Below are 22,926 nucleotides of genomic sequence, written 5' to 3'. Positions count from 1 at the left end.
CTTATTTTTGCATATGTTCGTATTCGTGGCCGCTAAGGGTAATTTCCCCGGTCACATGAAATCCTAGGCGCTCATATAAACGTTTGGCATGTGGATTTCCTTTGTCACAATTTAACCCAACTACTTTTTCGCCATCCTCTGCGGCAATTTCTGTTAGTTTAGCAAGCAAAGCCGTTCCAACACCGTGTCCGCGGTATTTTTCGTTTGTAACAATCGAATCTAAATACCATTCGCCCGGAAACGTTTCTTTATCCGCAAAAATTGGTTCCTCGTAAGTAATGCCGTGTTTTTTCGCGATTGCATTCCAAGGTTGGTCGATTTCTGACTCGATTTCCCCAGGATACCCCGCTAAAACACCCGCAATATCGCCGTCTTGTTCAAACACGTGCAGATGTCTGTAACTATAACGATAGTCCTCGGTCTGAATCGCTTCAATTAGCGCATTCGTAATCGCTTCTTCCGTTTCTACTTCTAAAATGGGCAATTCCATATCTTTCCATATTACTAGTAAAAGTGGCGCAATTTTCGGCGCATCTGATTTTTTGGCTTGTCGAATCAATTTTTACATCCTCATTTCTCTTTTCATTGTATCATTTTACTATTCTTTCCATCACTCTTGCAAAAATAAAATGCTATTTAGGATCCATTTCCTCCAAATAGCATTTTATTCTTAATTTTGTGCTACTGTTTGCAAGAAATCTACTGCTTTACTTGATAAATCTGTATCTTCCATGATTTTTGGTTCTTCTTTAGTGAGTAATTTGGTGAGTTTTTTCGCTTCTTCTTCGGTCAAATTTTCTAATGTTTTTACGCTATGGGCAATTGGTAAAACAGAGTGAATATAAGCTTTCAACGCTTCTAAACCGAGATTTTCTGTTAAAATCCCTTGGCGCAAGAGCAGTCTCGCATTATCTACCAGCTCCGTATCCAAACTCACATCATAGCCTAAATGTTGTTGTTCTGTATCGTGATTGTCCAAGAAATGCACTTCGATTGCAATTTGTTCTACTTCATAAATTCGCAAACGAATCCGCATATCCGACTCAAACACTAATTTCACGCGAAAAGCGGCACCAAGTTCTTCGTTCATTTCTACTACTTCGCCTAACAGCCATGCGTGGAAAGCGAGTAATTTTTGACGAACTTTATTATTTTTAATATGGTCCAACACATACGGAAGCACGATTTTATTCGCATCATCCGTCCAGTATGTTGGTAAATCACGCCAATATTTTTCCGTGTCCGCGCTCGTCCCATTAACTAACAGAAGCGGATACGGATAAGCACTCATATCGCAAAATTGATTTTTTTGAAGTTCATATAAAAAGGGAATCGTCTTTTTCACTGTTTTACTTTCGATTCCAAGTTTTTCTACTAATGGTGCAATCACAATCGCAATTTCCTCGATAACTTCTTCGGCACGCATTTGCGCTTCCTCATTTCCCGGATAACGCGTGCCGATATTTTTACCAAAATTGCGTTCTAATAAAGCTGCTACTACTTTTTCTGTCTCATTCATTTAGTCGCCCTCCTTCAAGCTTTTGCTCTTTTTCGCTGAATAAGCTTTTGAATTTCTACAAATAGGAGTGGGAACATCGAGAGGATGAATGCGAGAATCCAGTGCGTTAAGCTCATCTCTACTAAGAAGAACATGTTCGCAAGTGGCGGAATAATCGCAAGTCCTAAAATAATCAACATCGAACAAATCGCGCTAAAGAACAAGCCGCGGTTGGATAAAAATCCGATGGTGAAAATCGACTTATCACTTCTTACGTTGAAAATATGCGCGACAGATGACCATGCTAGAATAACAAACGCCATCGTCATCCCTACTTCATAGCTTGCACCAATCGAATGATTAATCGTTACAAACTGCCCGATATAAAATCCTGCAAGTGTTACAATCGTGAAGACAACTGCTTGTGTCGCCATTTTCTTTCCAAGTCCATTCGCAAAAATTCCAGCATTTTTTGGAATTGGCTTCCGCTCCATAATGGAATCGTCCGCTTTTTCGCGACTAAGGAAGAAGCCAGGAATCCCGTCAGATACCACGTTGATTAATAGCAACTGAACAGCTACAACCGGAGCACCCCAACCAAGAATAATCGCAATTAACATAATGAAAATTTGTGAAAAGTTGGTACTTAATAAGAAGTAAATCGTTTTGCGGATATTCTCATAGGCTGTACGTCCTTCTTTCACCGCATCAACAATCGTTGCAAAATTATCATCTGTTATTACCATGTCGGCAGCGTTTTTAGATACATCGGTTCCAGTGATTCCCATTGCCGCACCAACATCTGCTGCTTTTAGGGCTGGCGCATCATTCACGCCATCACCTGTCATCGTGACAATTTCACCATTTTTCTGCCAAGCTTTAACAATGCGAATTTTATCTTCCGGACTCACTCGCGCATATACCGCATAATCTCGAATGTTTTTCTCTAGGTCCGCTTCTGACATTTCAGCAAGCTCTGCCCCAGTAATCGCTTTGTCCCCATCCGTTAAAATACCAATTTCTTTTGCAATTGCTGATGCCGTTACAATGTGGTCACCAGTAATCATTACAGTTTTAATACCCGCTTTTTTCGCCGCTAACACAGCCGCTTTACTTTCCGGTCTCGGTGGATCAATCATCCCAACCATTCCCGCAAACGTTAAATCAGTCTCCAGCGCCTCACTAGACAAGTCTGCCGGCATTTCCGGATATTTTTTATAGGCAACAACTAACACCCGAAGCGCATCCTCCGCAAAACTGTCATGCACCCGCTCTGCTTCTGCTAAAAACTCGTCTGAAAAATTCACGGGAATTCGGTCAAAAGCACCTTTTGTAATGGAAAGAAAGCCGTCTTCTACTTGGTGAATCGTCGTCATTAACTTTCTATCTGAATCAAAAGGAAGTTCGAAAACGCGCGGATATTTAGCTTCTAATGCTTTTTTCGTAGTTCCTTTTTCTTCTAGTAAACGGATAATCGCGCTTTCGGTTGGGTCGCCAATGATGGTTTCTTCGCCGTCTGTTACATCAATCGTCGCATTACTGGAAAGGCTCAACATTTCCAATACTTTCTCCTCAGCATCATCAAATTTAGCTGTTGCTTGAATTGGTGCGTGGTCTGCTGCCCAAATTTGTTGGATAATCATTTTATTTTGCGTTAATGTCCCTGTTTTATCAGAACAAATAACCGAAGTATTTCCGATTGTTTCTACTGCTGGAATTCGGCGGATAATCGTATTTTTCCGCACCATATTTTGAACCCCGTAAGCAAGCGTCAATGTCACAATAACCGGCAACGTCTCAGGAACTGCTGCTACCGCTAGAGAAATCGCAATCATCAACGTTTCAATAATTGTCTCGCCGTACACATACACATCAATAATAAAAATTAAAATACCCGCTAAAAGTGCTACAATACTAAGGCGTTTTGCTAATTCTTTTAAGCGAAGTTGTAAAGGCGTCATCAGTTTTGAGGTGCTGTTTAAAAGTCCAGCAATTTTCCCCATCTCTGTTTCCATCCCAATTTCTACAACAACCGCTGTGGCGCGACCATTCGTTACAAGACAACCCGAGTAAAGCATATTCAGTCGATCTCCAATTGGTGCTTTTTCTGAAATAACCGCATTTGCGTCTTTTTCAACCGGAACACTTTCACCAGTTAACGCAGATTCCTCGACTTGCAAACTACTGCTAGAAATAATCCGTGCATCTGCTGGAATCATATCTCCTGCAACGATTTCAATAATATCCCCTGGCACTAATTCTGTCGCGTCCACTTGCATCCGCACACCATCACGAACAACCGTCGTTAAATGCGCATTCATACTTTGAAGTGCCGCGAGTGCTTTCTCGGCGCTGTTTTCCTGGTAAATTCCGAGCACCATATTCAAAACGACGATACCTAAAATTACGACAACCTTCGCCCAACCATAACCAGTTGTAATCGCTAAATAAGCAGAAATCGCCGCTGCGAAAAGCAACACGATCGTTGTAATTTCAACTAAGTGGTGACCAATTTTTTGAAGCAATGATTCCTTCTTTCCCTCTTCAAATTCATTCGTCCCAAACTCTGCATGTTTTTCCTTCACTTGTTCTTTCGTTAACCCTGTGTCTAAATTCGTGTGTAGTTTACTGAGAAGTTGCTCAATTGACTCTTTTACCCAAAGCATACATCTACCTCCTACGCACCTACTCCCAAAAGCAAGTACTTACTTTATTTCGTTGCAAAAAAATATTAATTTAAATATATCCGATTTCTTATCACAAGTGTATAATATATCACATTTATTTGCAAGTATTTTGTTTTTGTTTACAAATTCGTATTATTTTGTGAGATGACTTTGCAGCAGATTAGGCTTATACTAAAGCTATTAATTGTATAGGGGATGATGAGATGTCTTTTGCAGTTCCGTATTTAGTTTTTAACGGGGAAGGTCAGGATGCTCTAACGTTTTATTCGGATGTGTTTCAGGCTGAGATAACTAGCGTTCAGCGTTTTAAAGAGATGAATAATTTTGATGGTGATGCCGTTTTTGGTGAGCGATTGATGCATAGCCGCTTAGCTAAAAATGGTGAAGAATTTATTTATATTACGGATGCGCCTTATGATGGTTTTACGACCGGGAACCGGGTGACGATTCTTATTAATTTTGAGTCTGAGGAAGCTATTAAGTATGCCTATGATGCTTTACGTGCTGATGGAAAAGTGGAAATGGAGTTGCAAGTGGCGTTCTGGGGTTCGACTTATGCGCAGGTGACGGACCGTTTTGGGGTGTTTTGGCAGCTTAATTTTGGGTGAGATTTAGAAAACCAGTTACGCCAGGGGTTTGGTGGGTAACTGGTTTTTATTTTTTATAAACCAAAAAATAACTATTGAGACTATAAATAAGCCGTGGATTTTGATTACCTCTACATATTAAGCACTCTCAGCTACTAAACTAAAATCTTATTAACGATATTGTATTCCTTACCTAATGTTTCTTTCAAATACTTTTGAACTTCTATGAACTCATGAAGAAATTTTTCCTTTTCTTTCTCATCTTTAAAAGCCTCATATCGAAATTCAATTTCAGTATCTATGAACAATTTATCATATTTATCTTGTAAGCAGGTTAATTTCTCATCTAAATATTCATCTTGTTTCAATTCATCCGGCAAATCATTTTCCTTTAAAATCCCCGCATCGTTATATACCCAAACAGGATAACATTTATACTCTAAAGACAATCTTAATTCTTTTATTAAAATACACTCCTTTATTTGATTGAAACAGGATTAGTGCCAACAATGAAATCATTCTTGCCTACTGTGATCGCATTCTATATTTTCTTCATATAATCTTGATATGGATCATCTATATTATCTCCGACTTCTTCAATTGCATCTTGTATTTCCTCAAGTATTTCTGGTGATATTTCTGAAGTACCTTCGATAGATTTTTTCATTCTATTATAAGTATTTTTCAACCCTAAATTAATTAACAATGATGTAATAATATCTACATCATCATAATTTTCTGTGTTCCATAAATTACATAACTCATTGTCGAGCTGTCCTCTCAAAGGTTCTTTTAAAATTTCATAGGTATCTACTTGCCTCATAGTCAATTCATCAAGAATATCAAAAAACTCTTTTTTACTTAATTTGCTTTGCTTAAAGTCCTTGATTGCTTGTTCAAATAAAAGATATAAATCCTCCGCTGATACCCATGACATTTTAGAATAATCATCTTTTTTCATGCTATTACCTTTCTTGTCTAGTTTTCCACCCTTTCCATTATAGCACCAGAAACGATTCCATTTTGTGAGCGTTTTGTGAACCTCTGTGTATAAATGTAGCCAACTACAGAACAAATTAGTGCATTTTTTGACTTTACCTTTGTAAACAACATCGCAACTACAAAAAAACAGTTATTCTCTACTTTATTAAGCAGAAAATAACTGTTTTTAATTTATAATTCTAACCCAGCAATCACATTCTTAGCCTCTGTCATCATCTCTTCAATAACATCTTTACAAGGTTTGATTTCTGTAATTAAGCCAGCGATTTGACCGGCCATGACGGAGCCGTTGTCTGTGTCGCCTTCTTGTACTGCTTTTCGTAAAGAGCCTAAAGTTAACTCTTCTAAAGTATCACGATCGGCGTTTTCGTCTTCTAAACGAATGTATTCTTTGATCATTTTGTTTTTAATCGAGCGAACTGGTGCGCCTGCTTTTCGGCCGGTAACCATTGTGTCACGGTCGGAGGCTTTAATAACGGCTGCTTTGAAATCTGGGTGTACTGGGCATTCATCGGTTGCTAGGAAGCGTGTGCCGATTTGGACACCTTTTGCACCTAGAGCTAGCGCTGCGACGATTCCACGACCATCTGCAATTCCACCTGCGCCAATGACTGGAATAGTTACAGCATCCACGATTTGCGGTAGAAGCGCCATCGTTGTTGTTTCGCCAACGTGTCCGCCTGCTTCCGTTCCTTCTGCGATAACTGCATCTGCGCCCATTTTTTCCATGCGTTTAGCAATCATCACGGATGGGACAACGGGAATTACGATAATTCCAGCTTCTTTCCAAATTGGCATGAACGTTTTTGGTGTTCCCGCTCCGGTTGTAACGATTCCTACTTTTTCTTCAATAATTACTTCGGTTAATTCCGCAATATTGGTCATCATTAGCATTAAGTTGACGCCAAATGGTTTATCTGTCAGTGCTTTTGTTTTTTGGATTTCTTCGCGTAGCATATCGGCGGTCATTCCGCCAGAAGCAATAATTCCTAAACCGCCAGCATTAGACACAGCGGCTACAAGTGGAGCTTTGGCAATTTGCGCCATCGCACCTTGGATAATCGGATATTTAATATTTAATAAGTTCGTAATGGACATCTTTTTCCTCCTGCGTTCTTGTTTGTTTTATCACAATTTAGTATATCAAAAAACAGCCCTATAAACTAGAGCTGTTTTCGTCATTAATTGGACTCTTCAGCATCCACTGCTAGTAAGACACAGCCAGTTATCCCAGCATCATCTTCTAACTTTGGTGGAACGATATACTCGTCTAAGTCTGGCAATTGCACGTAATTGTTTACGAGTGCTTTTAATTTTTGACGGACAAGAGGGAAAAGTTGGCGCTGTTTCATTACGCCTCCACCTAAAACGATTCGTTCTGGAGATAGGATGAGCGTGTAATTCATTAAAGCTTGGGCGATGTAATGTGCTTCTAAATTCCACACTTCTTCATTATCTGCGAGTTCTGCCGCTTTTTGACCCCAACGTTTTTCAATTGCACCACCTGCTGCAAGGCCTTCTAAACAGTCGCTATGGCTTGGGCAGCTTCCTGTGAAACGATCGCGCTTATGACGGCGCACCATAATATGCCCCATTTCTGGGTGAGAGAAACCTTCGAGAATTTTCCCAGCGACAACGGCTCCTCCTCCGATTCCAGTTCCGATAGTTAAGTAAATACAACTATCCAAACCTGCTGCCGCGCCTAGGTTTACTTCACCTAAAGCGGCTGCGTTAACATCCGTTGTAAAGCCAATTGGGACATTAAATTCTTTTTTCATCGCGCCAACGATATCATAATTGCGCCATGCTAGTTTTGGCGTTTGCGTGATGTACCCGTATGTAGCACTTGATTTTCGAATATCGATTGGTCCAAACGAGCCAATTCCGATTGCTTTTAATTCGTCTTCATATTGTTTGAAAAATTGAATGACAGCCTTCATTGTTTCTGCTGGTTCCGTTGTCGGATAGCTCGCACGTTTAATAATTTTGCCTGATTTTTCACCAATCGCTACGACAAACTTAGTCCCACCTGCTTCAATTGCTCCATAAACCATTCAAAAAACTTCCCTTCTCGTAAGTTTTATAACGCTTTCATTTTACAACAGTTTTTCGGAAAAAGAAATCTATTTTCTAAAAACTTATCATTTTAATTCTAATTACCTAATTTAACAGATATTTCAACTTAAATTTTACTTCTTGAAAATCCACTTAACTAACCGGGCATACTCGTCAAAGAAAGCCGGAATTTCAGATGGATTCAAACCATATTCCATATTATTTTTAATCCCTTCATTGTACCATTTTTGCAGTTCATAACCACGTTTAAAATAGCCCCAGACAGACTTTCCTTCTGAGCTCAACGCATATTTGACAGAGGTTAAATTATCTAATTTATCCGCCACAATTAAGGCTTTTTCTTCTGCATTTCCAGTGCGCACTTGTTCAATCGTATGCGCTTTTCGTTCTTCCCACGATAACGTTTTATTTTCTGTATGAGAAGCTACCAAATCCGCCACCACATCGCCAAAAGCCGCGCGAATATCTTCGTCGGTCATCTCCGTATCCTCAACGGCATCATGCAACAAACCAGCGACAACGACTTCTTCGCGGAAACCCGCCCGGCGCAAAATTCTCGCTACATTTAAAGGGTGCGAAAAATATGGTTCACCAGTAATTTTGCGAACTTGTCCATTATGCGCTTCAATCATCATTTGTCTCGCTTTTTCATACATAAAAAGAAGCCTCCACTCAGAATCTATGTCTATACTATACAAGATTAGAGCGAGGCTTTCTAGTTTTTTAGTTGTAAAAAGTAATTTCGCGACCATTTAAATCTTGCACAGGTCGACTTGTATTGCCAATTGCTTTTTCAAATTCAGTGAAATCTTCTTGGCCAAGCGTCTTCGCATTTTTCAACACGATCCAAGTTACGCCTTCCACGGTTGGTGGTGTCGTCCGTGAACCTTGGTACGTATAGAAAACACGCTCTTCCGGCATAAATTCATTCACATCTAAAGTAATTTCCCGTTCTGTTTCAAAATCAGCGAACACTTCTGGGAAATACGTTGGTAAATCTTTAAATTCGACATTATTGGTATTATCAATTTCCATCCAAGCACTCATTACAAGCGTTGTGCCGTCTGGTTTTTCATGTACAAAATGCCATTCAATCGGATACATATAACCGTCAAGCAAATGCTCTGCTGGAATATGTGCATGGAATGATACAAGTGGATAATACTCGCCGTTAAAGCGTAACCCTTGTTCTTTGTCATGCGGAAAAACATGCACCGATTGTTCAATTCTTCTAATCGTATAGTCTGTTTCTTTATAGTAAAATTTCATTGTTGATGGTTTCAGTTTTACAACGTCAGCTTGTTCGATATTTACTGGCGATTGAGCCTTTCCAGTATGCGCGATTTCAAAGTCAGAACAGATATGCCCCCACATTTCTGGTCCAGTCTTTTCATCGTAACCCCATAACACTTTCTCCTTTGTCATAACCATTTCTCCTTTTCGAAAAAAATTGCGTAACATTATTTTAGCGGATAGCTGATCTATTCCACAAGTAATTTGCTTAATGTTCGTGTTTTGACTTTGGTGTGAACTCGTGTGAAGATACTGGTGGCTTTATTTTTAAGACAGCATTCACCAGAAAATATTTTTCATTGTTGTAAAAACAAAGATGACTAAGCTTTAACACTAAATTATTGAAACTGGCTGAATTTTGATATCCAACCGTCTTCAGTAAACAACTCGCCAGCAAGTCCGTCACTTGCTTCGACAATGTTTTCATGATTCGCTAAGAGAGTTAACTTGTCTTCTGATTGCTCAAACATCGTTAAAATATTAAATAGCGTATTATCAACTATCATTACTCCTAAAAGATTTATAAATTCCTTATCCTCTTCGTTCATCGTTGAAAGCTTATATTGAATGTCTTGTAGCGAGGGGGCTTTGATTTCTTGGTTTAATAAGGAGTTTAAATGTCGAATACTTCTATCTCGCGAGGAAGTGATAAGTTCCTCTCCAAACATTGTTAAATTAGATTTATCCATGAAATTCCTCCTTAAAGTAGCATTTTATCGCTTTAATTACAGTAGTTTTCTAACTTTAAAAAGAATGCACTAGAATAAACACATTTTCACGCAATTTATTTAGTATAAGCGAGTAAAAGAAAAATAGAGCATAAAGATACTTTAAACTGTACCCTTAGTATCTTGTTTCAATGAAGAAGCACTTTATTTCCGGTACATCTTAAACTCCAAAAATAATTCATTATAATACGACAGCATTCGTTTGCCGAGGTTATCATATACTTCCAAATTATTTAATTCGTCCATATCCGGATAAAAACGTTCATCACTGGAAATTTCTTTTGGTAACAATTGGACCGCTTTGGCATTCGGTGTTGCGTAGCCGACATATTCGGCGTTAATTGCGGCATTCTCTGGTTTTAGCATGAAATTAATAAATTTATGCGCGCCATCAACATTTTTCGCCGTTTTTGGAATGACCATATTATCGAACCATAAATTGGAACCGTCTTTTGGAATAACATATTCTAAGTCTTCATTTTCACTTAACATTTCCGCTGCTTCACCGGAGAAAGTAACCGCGACTCCCGCCTCATTGTCCGCCATAAGAAGTTTAATCTCATCGCCAACAATCGCTTTAACATTCGGCGTCATCGTTTCTAGCTTATCTCTGGCAGCTTGTAAGTGGGCTTTATTCGTATCGTTCAGCGAGTAGCCAAGACTATTCAGCCCAAGCCCCATCACCTCACGAGCCCCATCAATCAGCAAGATTTGGTTCTTCAATTCAGGATCAAACAACGCATTCCACGTATCGAAATTCTTATCCGGGAACATTTCTTTATTATAAATAATGCCAAGTGTTCCCCAGAAATAAGGCATCGAATATTTATTATTATCATCAAACGACAAATCCATAAAACGCGGATCAAGGTATTTTTCATTTGGTAGTTTGGAATGATCAAGCGGAATTAGCAAATTTTCTTCTTTCATTTTACTAATCGCGTAATCACTTGGCACCGCAATATCAAAGGTCGTTCCACCTTGCTCGATTTTCGTCATCATCGCTTCATTAGAATCAAATGTTTGGTAAATGACTTTGATGCCAGTTTCTTCTTCAAATTTAGTGATGAGCGATGGATCAATATAATCGCCCCAGTTATAAATCGTCAGCGTATTACTCCCAGCATAGCCCTCCGAACGGTTCATCGTTGTTGCAAGTAACATCATTAAAAGTGCGACAACAATTACTGGTACAAAAATTTTCAGCAGTTGCTTCATTCTTTCGTCGCCCCCGTCCGAATATTTTTACTTGTATTGCGTTGGTTAATAAAGTAATAACCGATCACTAGCACAATTGTGAATAGGAAAATCAGTGTCGATAAAGCATTGATAGAAAGCGAAATTCCTTGTCTTGCTCGGGAATAAATTTCTACAGCTAAAGTCGAGAAGCCATTTCCTGTTACAAAGAATGTCACCGCAAAATCATCTAGCGAGTAAGTCAATGCCATGAAAAATCCAGCTAAAACGCCTGGCATAATATACGGCAAAATAACTTTCGAAAGGACTTGCCACTGGCTTGCACCTAAGTCTCGCGCCGCATCCATTAGCGTCGGGCTCATTTCTTGCAACTTCGGCAAAATCATCAACACGACAATCGGAATACTAAAGGCAATATGCGAAACAAGTACGGAGATAAAGCCTAATTTCACACCTAAAATCGTGAAGAAAATCAAGAAACTAGCACCGATAATAACATCCGGACTAACAATCAACACATTATTCAAACTTAAAAGCGAGTTTTTCGCGAATGGTTTGGGCATAAATTTAATCGCCAGCGCCCCGCAAACCCCGATAATAGTTGCGATCACCGAAGAAAGTAGCGCAATCACAAACGTATTTAGCACGATAATCAGTAAGCGCGTATCTTGGAAAACTTCCTTATAATATCCAAGCGTAAAGCCGCTAAAGTTATGCATCGTGCCGCCTTTATTAAACGAGTAAAAAATCAAATAGAAAATCGGCGCATATAAAATCACAAAAACAAGCACTAAATAAATCGTACCCCATTTACTTTTCTTCATTTACGCGCACCTCTTTTCTTTTTCGAACCTGTTAGGAACATAATTAAAATCATCGCAATAATTAAAAATACGCCAATTGTTGAACCCATTCCCCAGTCTTGCGTTACAAGGAAATGTTCTTCAATTGCTGTTCCGAGCGTAATCACGCGGTTTCCTGCAATCAATCGAGTAATCATAAAGAGTGATAGCGCTGGAATAAAAACAGCCTGACACCCTGATTTCACGCCGTCAGCAGTAAGTGGGAAAATCACTCGTCTAAATGTTGTCAAACTAGATGCACCTAAGTCTCGCGATGCTTGAATCAACGTTGGATTAATTTCCTCAATCGCATTAAAAATCGGCAATATCATAAACGGAATAAAAATATAGGTCGATACAAATAAGAAACTAAAATCCGTAAATAAAATCTGTTTCGAGCCAATTCCGAGTATTTCTAAAAACTGATTCGCCGCCCCGTATGTCCCAAAAATCCCAATAAAGGCATACGCTTTAAGCAGTAAATTGATCCAAGTCGGCAAAATAATCAGCAATAGCCAAAGTTGTTTATGTTTTAGTTTCGTTAACAAGTAAGCCGTTGGATAGGAAATCAGCAGTGTGAAAACCGTAATTAAAAACGCGTACCAGAACGAACTAGCCGTCATTTTTAAATAGACAGGGGTGAAAAAGTGAATATAATTATCTACAGTAAAATTGCCATCTACATCAAAAAACGAATAATATACAATTAATAAAATCGGTGCAACTACAAAAAGTAAAATCCAAAGAACATAAGGAACTAGGTAAACTGTACGGGTGCGTCTATTCATTACTGCACCTCATCGTAGCTATCAAGCCGCTTATCGAATTCTTCCTCCGTTTCCCCAAGACGCATAACATGAATTGCCTCTGGTTCAAACGCTAAGCCAATCTTATCACCCACACGAACTTTTCTTGTTGTGTGAACAAGCCATTCATTTCCATCAATATCGATACAACCTACTTCATAGTGCACACCACGGAAAAGCATCCAGTCCACGGTTACTTGCAGCTGCCCTTTTTCAGCAGAAGTAATCTCTAAATCTTCCGGACGAATAACTACCTCGACAACTTCATTCGGACGGAAACCTTGGTCGACACATTCAAAACGTCTTTCCACAAATTCCACTTCGAAATCTTGAATCATTTTGCCATTAACAATGTTGGATTCGCCGATAAAATCAGCGACAAATTTATTAATCGGTTCATCGTAAATATCAATCGGTGTCCCACTTTGTTGAATTTCACCTTTGTTTAGCACAAAAATTTCGTCACTCATTGCGAGTGCTTCTTCTTGGTCATGCGTTACAAAGATAAAGGTAATACCAAGCCGTTTTTGTAAATCGCGCAGTTCATATTGCATTTCTGTACGTAGTTTTAAATCAAGTGCTGATAGTGGCTCATCAAGCAAAATAACTTCTGGTTCATTGACGATTGCCCGCGCGATTGCGACACGTTGTCTTTGTCCGCCAGACATTTCGCTAATTTCTCTTTTTTCGTAGCCTTTTAAGTTAACAAAGCGCAAAGCTTCTTTTACTTTTTCGTCGATAGCTTCTTTTTTCAATTTTTTAATACGCAGTCCAAAAGCGACATTTTCGTACACGTTTAAATGCGGAAATAAAGCATAATCTTGGAAAACGGTATTTACTGGCCGTTTATTGGCTGGAATTTGGTTAATTACTTTTTCTCCTAGGTAAATTTGTCCTTCTGATGCTTCTAAAAATCCAGCAATTAAGCGCAAAATGGTTGTTTTGCCGCAACCTGATGGGCCGAGCAATGTATAAAACTTCCCTTTTTCTATTTCAAAGCTGACATTGTCTAGCACTGGTGGATCATTATCAAATTGTTTTGTTACGTTTTCAAAACGAATAATTGTTTCTGTCACAATCATTTACCTCCCTTATAAATATGACTCTGTAGCTACTAAGATGAGCGTTGCTTGTTCATTTGATCGATTAATAATTTGGTGTTCATCTGCGGCGTGGAAATAAATTGCTTCTCCTTTTTTAGCTACATACTCATTTCGACCAAGTAGCACAGTCACTTCCCCTTTTAACACATAAGCAAAAGTTTCTGAAAGTGATGGTTCGAAGCTTTTAAAACAGCTATTTGCCTCTATTTCAAGCAGAACTGGCTCCATTTCTTTTTCATTTGATTCTGGAACAAGCCACTTAATTCTGTAACCTTTTTCTTCATCTTCAAAGAAAGTATGCTCTAGCTCTCCGTAAATTACTTTTTGATTATGTTCTTCCTCATCAAAAAAATCTTTCGGAGTGGAACCTAACACTTCCAAAATAGCAAATAACGTTTCAATCGAAGGAGAACTTAAATCTCGTTCTAACTGTGAAATATATCCCTTCGTCAAATCTGTTCGTTCGCCTAATTCTTCTTGCGTTAAATTCTTACTGAGCCTCAGATTTTTAATGCGTTTGCCAATTTCCATGTCGATGTCCTTTCTTTCAAGTTTAGTGATAGTAAACCTCAAGTCACAGAAGTTTACTAATATTAAACACAAAGTTTACTTACAGCAAGCTACATTATACAACAAAGCTTCCACGCGAACAATAGTTTTTTTGATTTTTTTCTGCAATAGACAAGGTTTATTTTTAGTGCTAGAATTTTGTTATAAAATCAACATAGGTGGACAAACTTTCATGAAAAAATATCGTTTTTCGAAAAATAATCTCCATTTAGCTACGGTAATCTTAATCGTTATGTTTACTTGTTCTTTGATTACTTTTTTGATTCTCGCGGTTACGCTACATATGCGCTGGGAATTTTTTGTTTTTCTTTTCGCATTTGCCACCTCCACATTTTTCTTTCTCAAACGATTTTTTCCTGGTGACATTTCTGTTAGTGAAGAAGCGTTCTATTATAAAGAAAAACCCTACCCCTATAGCGAATATATTATCGAATGCGATGCAAAATTAATTCGTTTTACAGGCGCCTCCAGATCATTACCATACTATCGAATCGTTATCATAAGTAGAGATACTCGTGCGGAAAAACTTATTCGAGTCTATAATATGACGCGTAAATATAATGACGGTGAAAAACATTTGCAAGAAAAAATGGAAGAACTACGTGATCAACTCAAGCAATATCAATCTTAACTAAAACATCCTAGGTGGTACACAAATATGAAAAGCTATTCTTTCTTCAAATATAATATGAATATCAAAACATTTTTTACATTCGTTGTTGGCTTGGCTATTATCGGCGTTGGATTTTACATTCTTGCTACTTTTGAGTCGTTGCGCATTTGGCCATTTATCGGTATTTATGTTGTCTTGAGCCTATGTATTATCTGTGTCAACACCACTTATTTTAATGGAACTGTTTCTATTAATAATCGCGCGCTTTTTTATAAAAGAGGATTTGTGGATAAAAAGTACCCTTTTAGCCAATATATGCTCGAATGTGATACGAAATTGCACGGTCGGACGATTTCGTTTCTGCCCTATTACACAATAAGCATTCTCCATTTAGAAACTGGCAAAGAGCAAAAAATTAAGCTTCGTAATGCGGCCATCGTTTTAAATAATGGTAGAAAAAATTTCCATTTAGAAATAGAGAAGCTTGCTGAAGATTTGAAAAAAATTCCATCCTAAATAAAAATCCCTAAGAACGCTGCATGGTTCTTAGGGATTTTCTGTTATTCGATAAAATCATCATATAAATACGTTTCTATCATATTTAAATTTTGGCGTAGTTCTCGGGCTAAGTCTCTGGAAATTCCGCCTTTTTCAAACATATTTTGAATAATATCGCGTTCTAATTGGAAAGCTACCACTTGGACTTCGCGTTTTTTCTGTTCGAATTTCGCGCGTTTGCCTCGCGGACTATGTTCTTTTCTAACCCGCTCCAAAAACATCGTATGTTCGGTAATTAGTGGCCCAATAATATTGGCATTTTCATCTGTTAACTGTTCTTTAAGTTTAGAAATAATTAGTATTTCGTTTTCTTCTCTTAGTTTGCGAATCGCTTGGAATCGTTCGCTATCTTTAGAAATACCTTTTTTCACTTTATGGGTTATTCTGCCCCATTTTTTCGGGTGGATGACAAGCATTATTAGACGATAAAGGAACATCCACGCTGTTTTTAATTTTGTTCGGAAGCGCTGTTTAATCGCTTGTTCCATCATATTAAGATAGTGTTGGTAACGATAGCTATCGGTTGCAACAATGAGCCCTTCATCGGTCATTTTTTGCGTATTTTCGCGTTCCCATTGGATAATTTCTAATCGTTTGGCGCGTTCTCTTTCGTCCATGCCTCGATTTGAATTATTATTTTGCTGTAAATCATAAATCCTTCTGCGATAATCTTCAATTACTTCATCCGTTGCCGCTTTTGTTTCTGGTAATGTCTGTTCTTTTAATTCTCTAATCACGTTTCTCAGGATTCGAATCCGCGTTGCAATTTCAGCTCGTTCATCTTCCGTTGTCACTTCTTCACTTTTGGCAAGTAACGGTAAAATGAACGTCGCAATAACAAGCGTGCAAAGAATGACACCTGATGCGATGAAAATAATCAGTGAGCGTTGCGGGAATAGTGAGCCATCATCTAAGAAAAACGGGATCGCAAGCGCACTGGCAAGCGTAACTGCCCCACGAACACCAGAAAGTGACGTTAAAATCACTGGTCTAATCTTCGGAAATTGTGTCTTTTTCTTTTGCTTCTGTCGCTGTTTCGCCCCAATACTCCATGAAATATACACCCACAGAAAACGTAGTAAAATCAGCGCAGCCGTTATCGATAAAATATAAGCCATTACTTGTAAATTGCTGCTGCCGGAATCATTCCATACGACTTCTGTAATCGCAGGAAGTTGCGTACCTAGCAGTAAAAAAACTAACCCATTTAATACAAAAATAATTACCGACCATGTGCTTTGCGAAACAACATTTAATTTCACCAATTGCGGATCCATTTTCTTTTGTTCCATTGAGTGCATAATCCCAGCCGCAACTACCGCCAAAATCCCCGAAACATGAAATTCTTCAGCAACTAAGTAAATAATAAATGGCGTTAAAATTTGGATTAACATATGGAATGTGACGTCTTCCATCCCTAAGCCACGAACCCATTTTAAAAGTCTAAATTTCAACCAACTAAGTGCTAAACCGACTAAAATCCCACCAATCGCAATTACAAAAAAGCTAATGCTCGCATCCATTAGACTGAAAACACCAGTAACCATTGCAGCAATGGCAAATTGGAACGCAACTAAACCAGAAGCATCATTAATAAGCGCTTCTCCTTCGAGCAAATTCATAATTCGTTTTGGCAAGTTTATTCGTCCGGAAAGTGAACTCACTGCCACAGCATCAGTTGGCGCAAGAGCTGCTGCAAGAGCAAACGCCGCCGCGAGTGGAATCGTTGGAATCATCCAATGGACAAAATACCCAATCACAACAACCGTTGCAAACACAAGGCCAAGCGCGAGAACCAAAATCGGCATTCGCATTCCCCAAAGTGCTGCTTTATCCGTCTGTCTTCCATCATTAAATAATAAAGGTGCAATAAACATCACAAGAAAAAGTTCCGGATTCAGTTGTAAATCAAATGTAATCGGCATAATCGCGATAATCACACCTAGGCCAATTTGAATCAGCGGTACGGATACAAAGGGCACAAATCGGTTTAATAAATTAGAAATAAAAATCGCAACAAGTAATGCTAAAACATATAAAAATATCTCCAATATGTAAAGTCCCCTTTCCTTTTTCCTCTATATTATTATGAAGCAAAATAGATTATCCCGCAAATATAAAACAGCTTTATTTCTTTGCATCCATCCCATTCGCAAAGAAATAAAGCTAATTATGAAGTTACTTTTCTTTCTCTTTTTTATACTTGTCAATTTGATCATTTAAGTTTTTCATTTTCTCATCTAAATGGGTGATGATTCGTGCGGCATCTTGCAATTCGTTCACTAGTTCCTCAGGTGCTTCTTGTTGATATTTGTAGTAAATTTTATGCTCCAAGCTCGCCCAAAAATCCATTGCAACTGTCCGAATTTGAATTTCCACGGTCATTTTCTCAGAACGATTTGTCAGGAAAACTGGTACTTCGCAAAGTAAATGCAAACTCCGATAGCCATTCGGTTTCGGGTTAGTCACATAATCCTTTACACGTTTAATCGTTATGTCGCTTTGCCCGGCAAGCATTTCGTGAATTCTAAAAATATCTGATACAAAGGAACAAGTAATCCGAATTCCAGCAATATCATGTACATATTTGAGCGCGTTTTCCGGGGTAATATCAACCTGCTTCTTTTCTAATTTTGCTCCAATACTCTCCAGCGACTTTACACGTGACTTCAAATGTTCCATCGGATTATAGTCATGAATAAATTGAAATTCTTCATTCAATATTTTAAGCTTCGTGTTTACTTCTTCCAGTGCAAAACGGTGAAGCAGCATAACATTTCGCCAGTTTTTCAGTTCATCAACTGATGGTTGTTCCATGATGACACTCCTTCCATATGTATAAACTTCCTATTCCATGTTACTACAAAACCGAGGTCCGTGTAACTATATGTCTAAAGTTTCACCACTTTCTCATGAAATTTTCATAAAAAAGCCTAGAATAAAAATTACTCTAGGCTTCGTTTCTATTTATAAAGTTACTGGGCAGCTAACGACCTCATCTTGATTCGTCACAAGTAGTAAATTGCGATTATAATACTGGCCGTCACTTTTTAACATAAGCGTTTTTTGCGTGTCATCATAATCAATAATCAACGCTTCTTCTAAAAAAATTTCCGTCCAACGTTTAATCAGCACTGGACCAATGTTGGATTCAATTTCATCGTCCTCTGCAGTTTTCCCATCTACCAATCGAAGTGTAAAAATACCACTATTTTCACAAGAACAGCCTTCTGTATCATAATACAAATGCAATTGTCCTTCTAAATTCGACCGTAGTGCTCGAAGCCGATCCTTGGCGCTATCTGTAAATGTTATATACATAACTAATCACCTCTAAGTCTATTATACACCTGCCCCAGCGCGATTTCCCCTCCTCTGCTCAGACACGATAAATTTCACAAGTTTGGCATTTTGGTTTTCGTTCATTTGCGTGGTATGATAGGTTTGTATGTACAAAGGGGGAGAAACACGCAGATGACCGCTTATCCAAAATTCGATGTTATTTTAAAAGCATTAAATTTGTCTAGCGTAGGAGTAATTATTACAGATCCTGAGCAACAAGATAATCCAATCATTTTTGTGAACAACGGGTTTGAAAATATTACTGGTTATGCGAAAGAAGAAGCTCTTGGCTCTAATTGTCACTTTTTGCAAGGAGATGATACCGACAAAGAAGAGGTTGCAAAAATCCGTCAAGCCATAAACCAAAAATCAACTGCGAATGTTTTACTAAAAAATTACCGAAAAGATGGCACTTCTTTTATGAATGAACTTACGATTGAACCGATTTACGATGATAATGAGCATTTGTATTTTGTCGGCATTCAAAAAGATGTGACGAACGAACACGACTATCAACTGGAACTCGAAAAATCGTTACGCGAAATTGAGAAACTGTCCACGCCGATTGTCCCGATTAAAGAAAATATTTGTGTATTGCCACTGATTGGCTCTTTAACGCATGACCGTTTCCAGCATATGTCGGAATATGTGAGCGAGTATATGGATCACGGCAAAGAAGATTATTTAATCATGGATCTTTCTGGGCTAGCTGACTTTAATGAAGATGCCGTGATGAACCTCGTGAAGTTCCATGGATTTATGAAATTAACTGGTGTAGAGCTAATTATTACTGGAATTTCGCCTAAATTTGCCATGACTTTAATTCGCTACGAAGAAAGTCTAGCCAGCCTAACTACTTACAGCACTATCAAAGAAGCATTACAATTTTACTAAAACGTATTGCAAAATAGCCCATTTTCCGTTATTATGGGTAAATAATCAAATATAAACCCTCATCCAAATGGTGAGGTAGAGGTTGCGAGATTCACTAGTAATTTTTTCGAGGCGAAACAAAGACGCCACTGACAAAAAACGAACAGGTTGATCGCCGAAGTAACTATTTTCTCTTTGTTTAGAAATAGTTGTTGGGACAGTTTCCTAAAGGGGCTGGACTGCTATAAGAATTTGTCGAAATTTCTTGTAGGTGTGCTATCTGACAAAATGATGTTGGTAAAATACGTAACAGCCAATTTCTTGCAGATTGGCTGTTTTTTTGCGCACTTCCTCTGATAAAAGAAAGGGAGATTAATAGTGAAAAAAGAAACACACGGCGAAATACGTCGTGACTTAAAAACAAGGCATCTATCTATGATAGCGATTGGTGGATCAATTGGGACTGGCTTATTTTTAGCGAGTGGGAATGCGATTCATACGGCCGGACCTGGCGGAGCATTAGTTGCTTATATCGCAATTGGAATTATGGTTTACTTTTTAATGACCAGTTTAGGAGAAATGGCTACGTATATGCCGGTTTCTGGTTCATTTAGTACGTATGCTAGTCGGTTTGTTGATCCGGCTTTCGGCTTTGCACTGGGTTGGAATTATTGGTTTAACTGGGCGATTACGCTGGCAGTCGATATTTCCACCGCGGCAATTATTGTTCAATTTTGGTTGCCGAACACCCCTGCTTGGTTGTGGAGCGCGATTTTCTTATTGTTGATTTTCGGCTTAAATGCACTATCGGTAAAAGCTTACGGAGAATCAGAGTATTGGTTCTCAATTATTAAAGTAGCCACCGTTATTATTTTCCTTATCGTTGGTGTACTTACGATTGTCGGAATTCTTGGCGGCGAAGTTATTGGCTTTTCTAACTTTACAGCTGGCGATGCTCCGTTCAAAGGTGGATTTTTCGCGATACTAGGGACGTTCTTGATTGCCGGATTTTCTTTCCAGGGAACGGAAATGGTTGGGATCGCGGCTGGTGAAAGTGCTACTCCAGAAACTAGCGTGCCAAAAGCGATTAAACAAGTTTTCTGGCGGATTTTATTATTTTATATTTTCGCGATTTTCATTATTGGAATGATTATTCCTTATACTAATCCTAATTTACTTAGCGCTGAGGCGACAGATGTGGCAATTAGTCCATTTACGCTCGTGTTTGAAAAAGCGGGCCTTGCGTTTGCGGCCTCGGTGATGAATGCCGTTATCCTGACTTCTGTGCTATCCGCGGGTAACTCAGGTCTTTACGCTTCGACAAGAATGCTTTGGGCAATGGCTCGCGACAAAAAAGCCCCTAAATTCTTAGGTAAAGTAAACCGTCGCGGTATCCCGATGGCAGCTTTAATTGTTACGACGATTGTTGGCGCAATGACATTTATTACAACGCTCACGGAAAATGGAACGGTCATTTATACGTGGTTGCTATCTGCGTCCGGTTTAACTGGATTTATTGCTTGGGTTGGCATCGCGGTTAGTCATTATCGGTTCCGCAAAGCCTTCGTTAAACAAGGTCACGACTTAAACGAACTAAAATATAAAGCGAAATTTTTCCCATTTGGTCCGATTTTAGCGCTCATTTTATGTATTTTAGTTATTGTTGGGCAAGATTATGCGGCATTTTTAAAACCAGAATTTACTAATGCGGCTTGGTGGCAAAAAATCGGTATTTCTTATATCGGCCTCCCTATTTTCCTCGTTTTCTGGTTATCGTATAAATTTACCAATAAAACCAAAGTCATCCCACTGGAAGACTGCAAATTTGATCAAAAATAAAAAAACATCTCTTGTTCATTCATTTTTACTTGAATGATACAGGAGATGTTTTTATTTACTCTTTTTCAGCAAGGTTTCTACTTTTTTATTTAAGTGAATAAGTTCTTCTATTTCGTTTTCTGTGAGATGTTCGAACACTTTCATCATTGCTTTATACATAAAAGCGTTTGCAGTGGAGCGTTTCGATAAGTCTTCTCCTTTTTTAGAGAGCTTCAATTTTAAATCCATGCTGTCACTTGGGATTGTTTTGTTTAATTTCACTACTAAACCTAGGCTGATTAATCCGTCCACATTCGCTGCTGCAGAGCTTCCCGTGATGATTAGTCGTTTCGTTAAATCTGCCACCGAAATTCCTGGTGTGCTGTAAATCACATTTATCATCGCAAGTTGCTGAATGGTTAGTCCTAAACTCGCCGCGTTCTGATCCGCATATCCCGCAGAAATCCGTTGAATCGACCAATACGTCTTTAATAGTTCACTAATATTTTCTGTATCTGTATTAATTCCTACCATCATCCAACCTCCTCTTTTAACCTATTCTACGCACTTTAGCAGAAAAACTCAATCATATTTACGAAAAAAACATATTTGTATTACGTTTTAATAGTTGCTTATTAAAAGTAAGTGTGATATAGTTTACTCATAAACAGTTAAGCAATTGCTTTTCTAAGGCGTAAAAGTATTTTTTCAAAGGTTTAAGCTTAATTGATTTGGGCTAGATTATAAGAGAATGCTTTTATAAAAAACATATTTGGAGGAATGAAACAATGACAGTAGAAAAATGGAACGTAGACCCAGCACATAGTTCAATCGAATTTCAAGTAAAACACATGATGGTATCAAAAGTAAAAGGTGTATTCAGCGATTTCACAGCGGACATCGAAATGGATCCAGAAGATTTAACATCTGCCAAATTAAACTTCTCTGTTGCAGCAGCTTCTGTTGACACTCGTCAAGCGCAACGTGATGGTCATTTGAAAAGCGAAGACTTCTTTAATGTAGAAAAATATCCAAACGTTACTTTTACAGCAACAAAAATTACAGCTGACGGCGACGATGAATACGAAGTGACTGGTGACTTAACTATTCGCGACGTAACGAAACCTCTTACACTAGAAGTAAGCTACGAAGGAACTGGAAAAGATCCAAACACTGGTAACATGGTAGCCGGCTTTGAAGCAAAAGGTAAATTCAACCGTAAAGACTTTGGCCTTAATTACAATGCTGCGTTAGAAACTGGTGGCGTACTTATCGGCGACGAAGTAAAATTAAACATCCAAATTGAAGCAAGCAAATAAGGTCAAGAACTACG

The 22,926-nt window shown here is 38.4% G+C and carries 25 protein-coding genes and 1 riboswitch; of the genes, 6 read left to right on the top strand and 19 right to left on the bottom strand.

Going from position 1 to position 22,926, the window contains the following annotated elements; all coding sequences use genetic code 11:
• Position 1: 1 nt before the first annotated feature.
• The 3 genes from HCJ30_RS02975 to HCJ30_RS02965 form a co-directional block, all read right to left on the bottom strand.
• Complete coding sequence (locus HCJ30_RS02975; protein WP_185390918.1) at positions 2–559, bottom strand: GNAT family N-acetyltransferase; 558 nt, start codon at positions 557–559, stop codon at positions 2–4.
• Between the two features lie 111 nt (positions 560–670).
• The gene (locus HCJ30_RS02970) at positions 671–1,519 is read right to left on the bottom strand and encodes a hypothetical protein (protein ID WP_185390917.1); all 849 of its coding nucleotides are present in this window, start codon (positions 1,517–1,519) and stop codon (positions 671–673) included.
• 14 nt (positions 1,520–1,533) lie between these two features.
• Positions 1,534–4,164, bottom strand: coding sequence for a cation-translocating P-type ATPase (locus HCJ30_RS02965; protein ID WP_185390916.1), 2,631 nt, complete (start codon positions 4,162–4,164; stop codon positions 1,534–1,536).
• Positions 4,165–4,388: 224 nt separating this feature from the next.
• Between HCJ30_RS02965 and HCJ30_RS02960 the strand changes: the two genes are divergently transcribed.
• The gene (locus HCJ30_RS02960) at positions 4,389–4,793 is read left to right on the top strand and encodes a VOC family protein (RefSeq protein ID WP_185390915.1); all 405 of its coding nucleotides are present in this window, start codon (positions 4,389–4,391) and stop codon (positions 4,791–4,793) included.
• Positions 4,794–4,927: 134 nt separating this feature from the next.
• Here the strand turns inward: HCJ30_RS02960 and HCJ30_RS02955 are convergent, their stop codons facing one another.
• The 12 genes from HCJ30_RS02955 to relB form a co-directional block, all read right to left on the bottom strand.
• Positions 4,928–5,236, bottom strand: coding sequence for an immunity protein CdiI family protein (locus tag HCJ30_RS02955; protein ID WP_185391575.1), 309 nt, complete (start codon positions 5,234–5,236; stop codon positions 4,928–4,930).
• Positions 5,237–5,313: 77 nt separating this feature from the next.
• Positions 5,314–5,733, bottom strand: a complete 420-nt coding sequence (locus HCJ30_RS02950; protein WP_185390914.1) for a hypothetical protein — start codon at positions 5,731–5,733, stop codon at positions 5,314–5,316.
• A gap of 212 nt (positions 5,734–5,945) precedes the next feature.
• Entirely contained in the window at positions 5,946–6,872 is a 927-nt protein-coding gene (locus HCJ30_RS02945) for a nitronate monooxygenase (RefSeq protein ID WP_185390913.1), read from the bottom strand.
• A gap of 83 nt (positions 6,873–6,955) precedes the next feature.
• Positions 6,956–7,828, bottom strand: a complete 873-nt coding sequence (locus HCJ30_RS02940) for an ROK family protein (protein WP_008947211.1) — start codon at positions 7,826–7,828, stop codon at positions 6,956–6,958.
• Between the two features lie 135 nt (positions 7,829–7,963).
• Positions 7,964–8,506: an HD domain-containing protein gene (locus HCJ30_RS02935; protein WP_185390912.1), complete on the bottom strand. Its 543-nt coding sequence runs from the start codon at positions 8,504–8,506 to the stop codon at positions 7,964–7,966.
• Positions 8,507–8,573: 67 nt separating this feature from the next.
• Positions 8,574–9,275 carry a carbonic anhydrase gene (locus HCJ30_RS02930; protein ID WP_070212650.1) on the bottom strand — a complete coding sequence of 234 codons (702 nt, stop codon included), beginning with the start codon at positions 9,273–9,275 and terminating at the stop codon, positions 8,574–8,576.
• 206 nt (positions 9,276–9,481) lie between these two features.
• Positions 9,482–9,832, bottom strand: a complete 351-nt coding sequence (locus tag HCJ30_RS02925; protein WP_185390911.1) for a hypothetical protein — start codon at positions 9,830–9,832, stop codon at positions 9,482–9,484.
• Between the two features lie 183 nt (positions 9,833–10,015).
• Positions 10,016–11,089, bottom strand: coding sequence for an ABC transporter substrate-binding protein (locus HCJ30_RS02920; RefSeq protein WP_185390910.1), 1,074 nt, complete (start codon positions 11,087–11,089; stop codon positions 10,016–10,018).
• Positions 11,086–11,892 carry an ABC transporter permease gene (locus tag HCJ30_RS02915; protein ID WP_185390909.1) on the bottom strand — a complete coding sequence of 269 codons (807 nt, stop codon included), beginning with the start codon at positions 11,890–11,892 and terminating at the stop codon, positions 11,086–11,088. The genes HCJ30_RS02920 and HCJ30_RS02915 overlap by 4 nt, the downstream gene beginning before the upstream one ends.
• Positions 11,889–12,698 carry an ABC transporter permease gene (locus HCJ30_RS02910; RefSeq protein WP_003721372.1) on the bottom strand — a complete coding sequence of 270 codons (810 nt, stop codon included), beginning with the start codon at positions 12,696–12,698 and terminating at the stop codon, positions 11,889–11,891. Before HCJ30_RS02910 ends, HCJ30_RS02915 begins: the two co-directional genes overlap by 4 nt.
• Positions 12,698–13,792, bottom strand: a complete 1,095-nt coding sequence (locus tag HCJ30_RS02905) for an ABC transporter ATP-binding protein (protein WP_185390908.1) — start codon at positions 13,790–13,792, stop codon at positions 12,698–12,700. Before HCJ30_RS02905 ends, HCJ30_RS02910 begins: the two co-directional genes overlap by 1 nt.
• A gap of 15 nt (positions 13,793–13,807) precedes the next feature.
• A complete protein-coding gene (relB, locus tag HCJ30_RS02900; protein ID WP_003727150.1) occupies positions 13,808–14,350 on the bottom strand; it encodes a type II toxin-antitoxin system RelB family anti-toxin in 543 nt (180 codons plus the stop codon).
• A 211-nt stretch (positions 14,351–14,561) separates the two neighbouring features.
• Here relB and HCJ30_RS02895 point away from each other — a divergent pair, with 211 nt between their 5' ends.
• Positions 14,562–15,020 (top strand): hypothetical protein, encoded by a 459-nt coding sequence (locus tag HCJ30_RS02895; RefSeq protein ID WP_185390907.1) that lies wholly within the window; start codon positions 14,562–14,564, stop codon positions 15,018–15,020.
• Between the two features lie 27 nt (positions 15,021–15,047).
• On the top strand, positions 15,048–15,518 hold the full coding sequence (locus tag HCJ30_RS02890) for an isoleucine--tRNA ligase (RefSeq protein ID WP_185390906.1): 471 nt from the start codon (positions 15,048–15,050) through the stop codon (positions 15,516–15,518).
• Between the two features lie 44 nt (positions 15,519–15,562).
• Here HCJ30_RS02890 and HCJ30_RS02885 read toward each other — a convergent pair whose 3' ends face one another.
• The 3 genes from HCJ30_RS02885 to HCJ30_RS02875 all read right to left on the bottom strand — a co-directional run bounded on the left by HCJ30_RS02885 (position 15,563) and on the right by HCJ30_RS02875 (position 18,881).
• Complete coding sequence (locus HCJ30_RS02885) at positions 15,563–17,611, bottom strand: Na+/H+ antiporter (RefSeq protein WP_185390905.1); 2,049 nt, start codon at positions 17,609–17,611, stop codon at positions 15,563–15,565.
• A 127-nt stretch (positions 17,612–17,738) separates the two neighbouring features.
• Positions 17,739–18,377, bottom strand: coding sequence for a GTP pyrophosphokinase (locus HCJ30_RS02880; RefSeq protein ID WP_008947202.1), 639 nt, complete (start codon positions 18,375–18,377; stop codon positions 17,739–17,741).
• Positions 18,378–18,527: 150 nt separating this feature from the next.
• Positions 18,528–18,881, bottom strand: a complete 354-nt coding sequence (locus HCJ30_RS02875; protein ID WP_185390904.1) for an iron-sulfur cluster biosynthesis family protein — start codon at positions 18,879–18,881, stop codon at positions 18,528–18,530.
• 153 nt (positions 18,882–19,034) lie between these two features.
• Between HCJ30_RS02875 and ytvA the strand changes: the two genes are divergently transcribed.
• Positions 19,035–19,796, top strand: coding sequence for a YtvA family blue-light photoreceptor (gene ytvA, locus HCJ30_RS02870; RefSeq protein WP_185390903.1), 762 nt, complete (start codon positions 19,035–19,037; stop codon positions 19,794–19,796).
• A 68-nt stretch (positions 19,797–19,864) separates the two neighbouring features.
• Positions 19,865–20,062, top strand: a riboswitch (Lysine riboswitch).
• Between the two features lie 91 nt (positions 20,063–20,153).
• Positions 20,154–21,614, top strand: a complete 1,461-nt coding sequence (locus HCJ30_RS02865) for an amino acid permease (protein ID WP_185390902.1) — start codon at positions 20,154–20,156, stop codon at positions 21,612–21,614.
• Between the two features lie 51 nt (positions 21,615–21,665).
• Here HCJ30_RS02865 and HCJ30_RS02860 read toward each other — a convergent pair whose 3' ends face one another.
• Positions 21,666–22,127 (bottom strand): MarR family winged helix-turn-helix transcriptional regulator, encoded by a 462-nt coding sequence (locus tag HCJ30_RS02860; protein WP_185390901.1) that lies wholly within the window; start codon positions 22,125–22,127, stop codon positions 21,666–21,668.
• Positions 22,128–22,381: 254 nt separating this feature from the next.
• Here HCJ30_RS02860 and HCJ30_RS02855 point away from each other — a divergent pair, with 254 nt between their 5' ends.
• Positions 22,382–22,912 (top strand): YceI family protein, encoded by a 531-nt coding sequence (locus tag HCJ30_RS02855; protein WP_185390900.1) that lies wholly within the window; start codon positions 22,382–22,384, stop codon positions 22,910–22,912.
• Positions 22,913–22,926 lie beyond the last annotated feature (14 nt).

This window comes from Listeria cossartiae subsp. cossartiae (genome assembly GCF_014224155.1).
Classification (GTDB): Bacteria; Bacillota; Bacilli; order Lactobacillales; family Listeriaceae; genus Listeria; species Listeria cossartiae.
Note: the sequence above shows the minus strand (reverse complement) of the source record. Positions and strands in the feature narration are given on the sequence as shown.

Bases quoted from the DNA above. Each gene is read 5' to 3' on its own strand.
- relB (WP_003727150.1), bottom strand. From the start codon at position 14,350: ATGGAAATTGGCAAACGCATTAAAAATCTGAGGCTCAGTAAGAATTTA.
- ytvA (WP_185390903.1), top strand. From the start codon at position 19,035: ATGACCGCTTATCCAAAATTCGATGTTATTTTAAAAGCATTAAATTTG.
- HCJ30_RS02910 (WP_003721372.1), bottom strand. From the start codon at position 12,698: ATGAATAGACGCACCCGTACAGTTTACCTAGTTCCTTATGTTCTTTGG.
- HCJ30_RS02915 (WP_185390909.1), bottom strand. From the start codon at position 11,892: ATGAAGAAAAGTAAATGGGGTACGATTTATTTAGTGCTTGTTTTTGTG.
- HCJ30_RS02920 (WP_185390910.1), bottom strand. From the start codon at position 11,089: ATGAAGCAACTGCTGAAAATTTTTGTACCAGTAATTGTTGTCGCACTT.
- HCJ30_RS02890 (WP_185390906.1), top strand. From the start codon at position 15,048: ATGAAAAGCTATTCTTTCTTCAAATATAATATGAATATCAAAACATTT.
- HCJ30_RS02935 (WP_185390912.1), bottom strand. From the start codon at position 8,506: ATGTATGAAAAAGCGAGACAAATGATGATTGAAGCGCATAATGGACAA.
- HCJ30_RS02925 (WP_185390911.1), bottom strand. From the start codon at position 9,832: ATGGATAAATCTAATTTAACAATGTTTGGAGAGGAACTTATCACTTCC.
- HCJ30_RS02960 (WP_185390915.1), top strand. From the start codon at position 4,389: ATGTCTTTTGCAGTTCCGTATTTAGTTTTTAACGGGGAAGGTCAGGAT.
- HCJ30_RS02965 (WP_185390916.1), bottom strand. From the start codon at position 4,164: ATGCTTTGGGTAAAAGAGTCAATTGAGCAACTTCTCAGTAAACTACAC.
- HCJ30_RS02950 (WP_185390914.1), bottom strand. From the start codon at position 5,733: ATGAAAAAAGATGATTATTCTAAAATGTCATGGGTATCAGCGGAGGAT.
- HCJ30_RS02970 (WP_185390917.1), bottom strand. From the start codon at position 1,519: ATGAATGAGACAGAAAAAGTAGTAGCAGCTTTATTAGAACGCAATTTT.
- HCJ30_RS02880 (WP_008947202.1), bottom strand. From the start codon at position 18,377: ATGGAACAACCATCAGTTGATGAACTGAAAAACTGGCGAAATGTTATG.
- HCJ30_RS02855 (WP_185390900.1), top strand. From the start codon at position 22,382: ATGACAGTAGAAAAATGGAACGTAGACCCAGCACATAGTTCAATCGAA.
- HCJ30_RS02930 (WP_070212650.1), bottom strand. From the start codon at position 9,275: ATGACAAAGGAGAAAGTGTTATGGGGTTACGATGAAAAGACTGGACCA.
- HCJ30_RS02860 (WP_185390901.1), bottom strand. From the start codon at position 22,127: ATGGTAGGAATTAATACAGATACAGAAAATATTAGTGAACTATTAAAG.
- HCJ30_RS02945 (WP_185390913.1), bottom strand. From the start codon at position 6,872: ATGTCCATTACGAACTTATTAAATATTAAATATCCGATTATCCAAGGT.
- HCJ30_RS02875 (WP_185390904.1), bottom strand. From the start codon at position 18,881: ATGTATATAACATTTACAGATAGCGCCAAGGATCGGCTTCGAGCACTA.
- HCJ30_RS02940 (WP_008947211.1), bottom strand. From the start codon at position 7,828: ATGGTTTATGGAGCAATTGAAGCAGGTGGGACTAAGTTTGTCGTAGCG.
- HCJ30_RS02895 (WP_185390907.1), top strand. From the start codon at position 14,562: ATGAAAAAATATCGTTTTTCGAAAAATAATCTCCATTTAGCTACGGTA.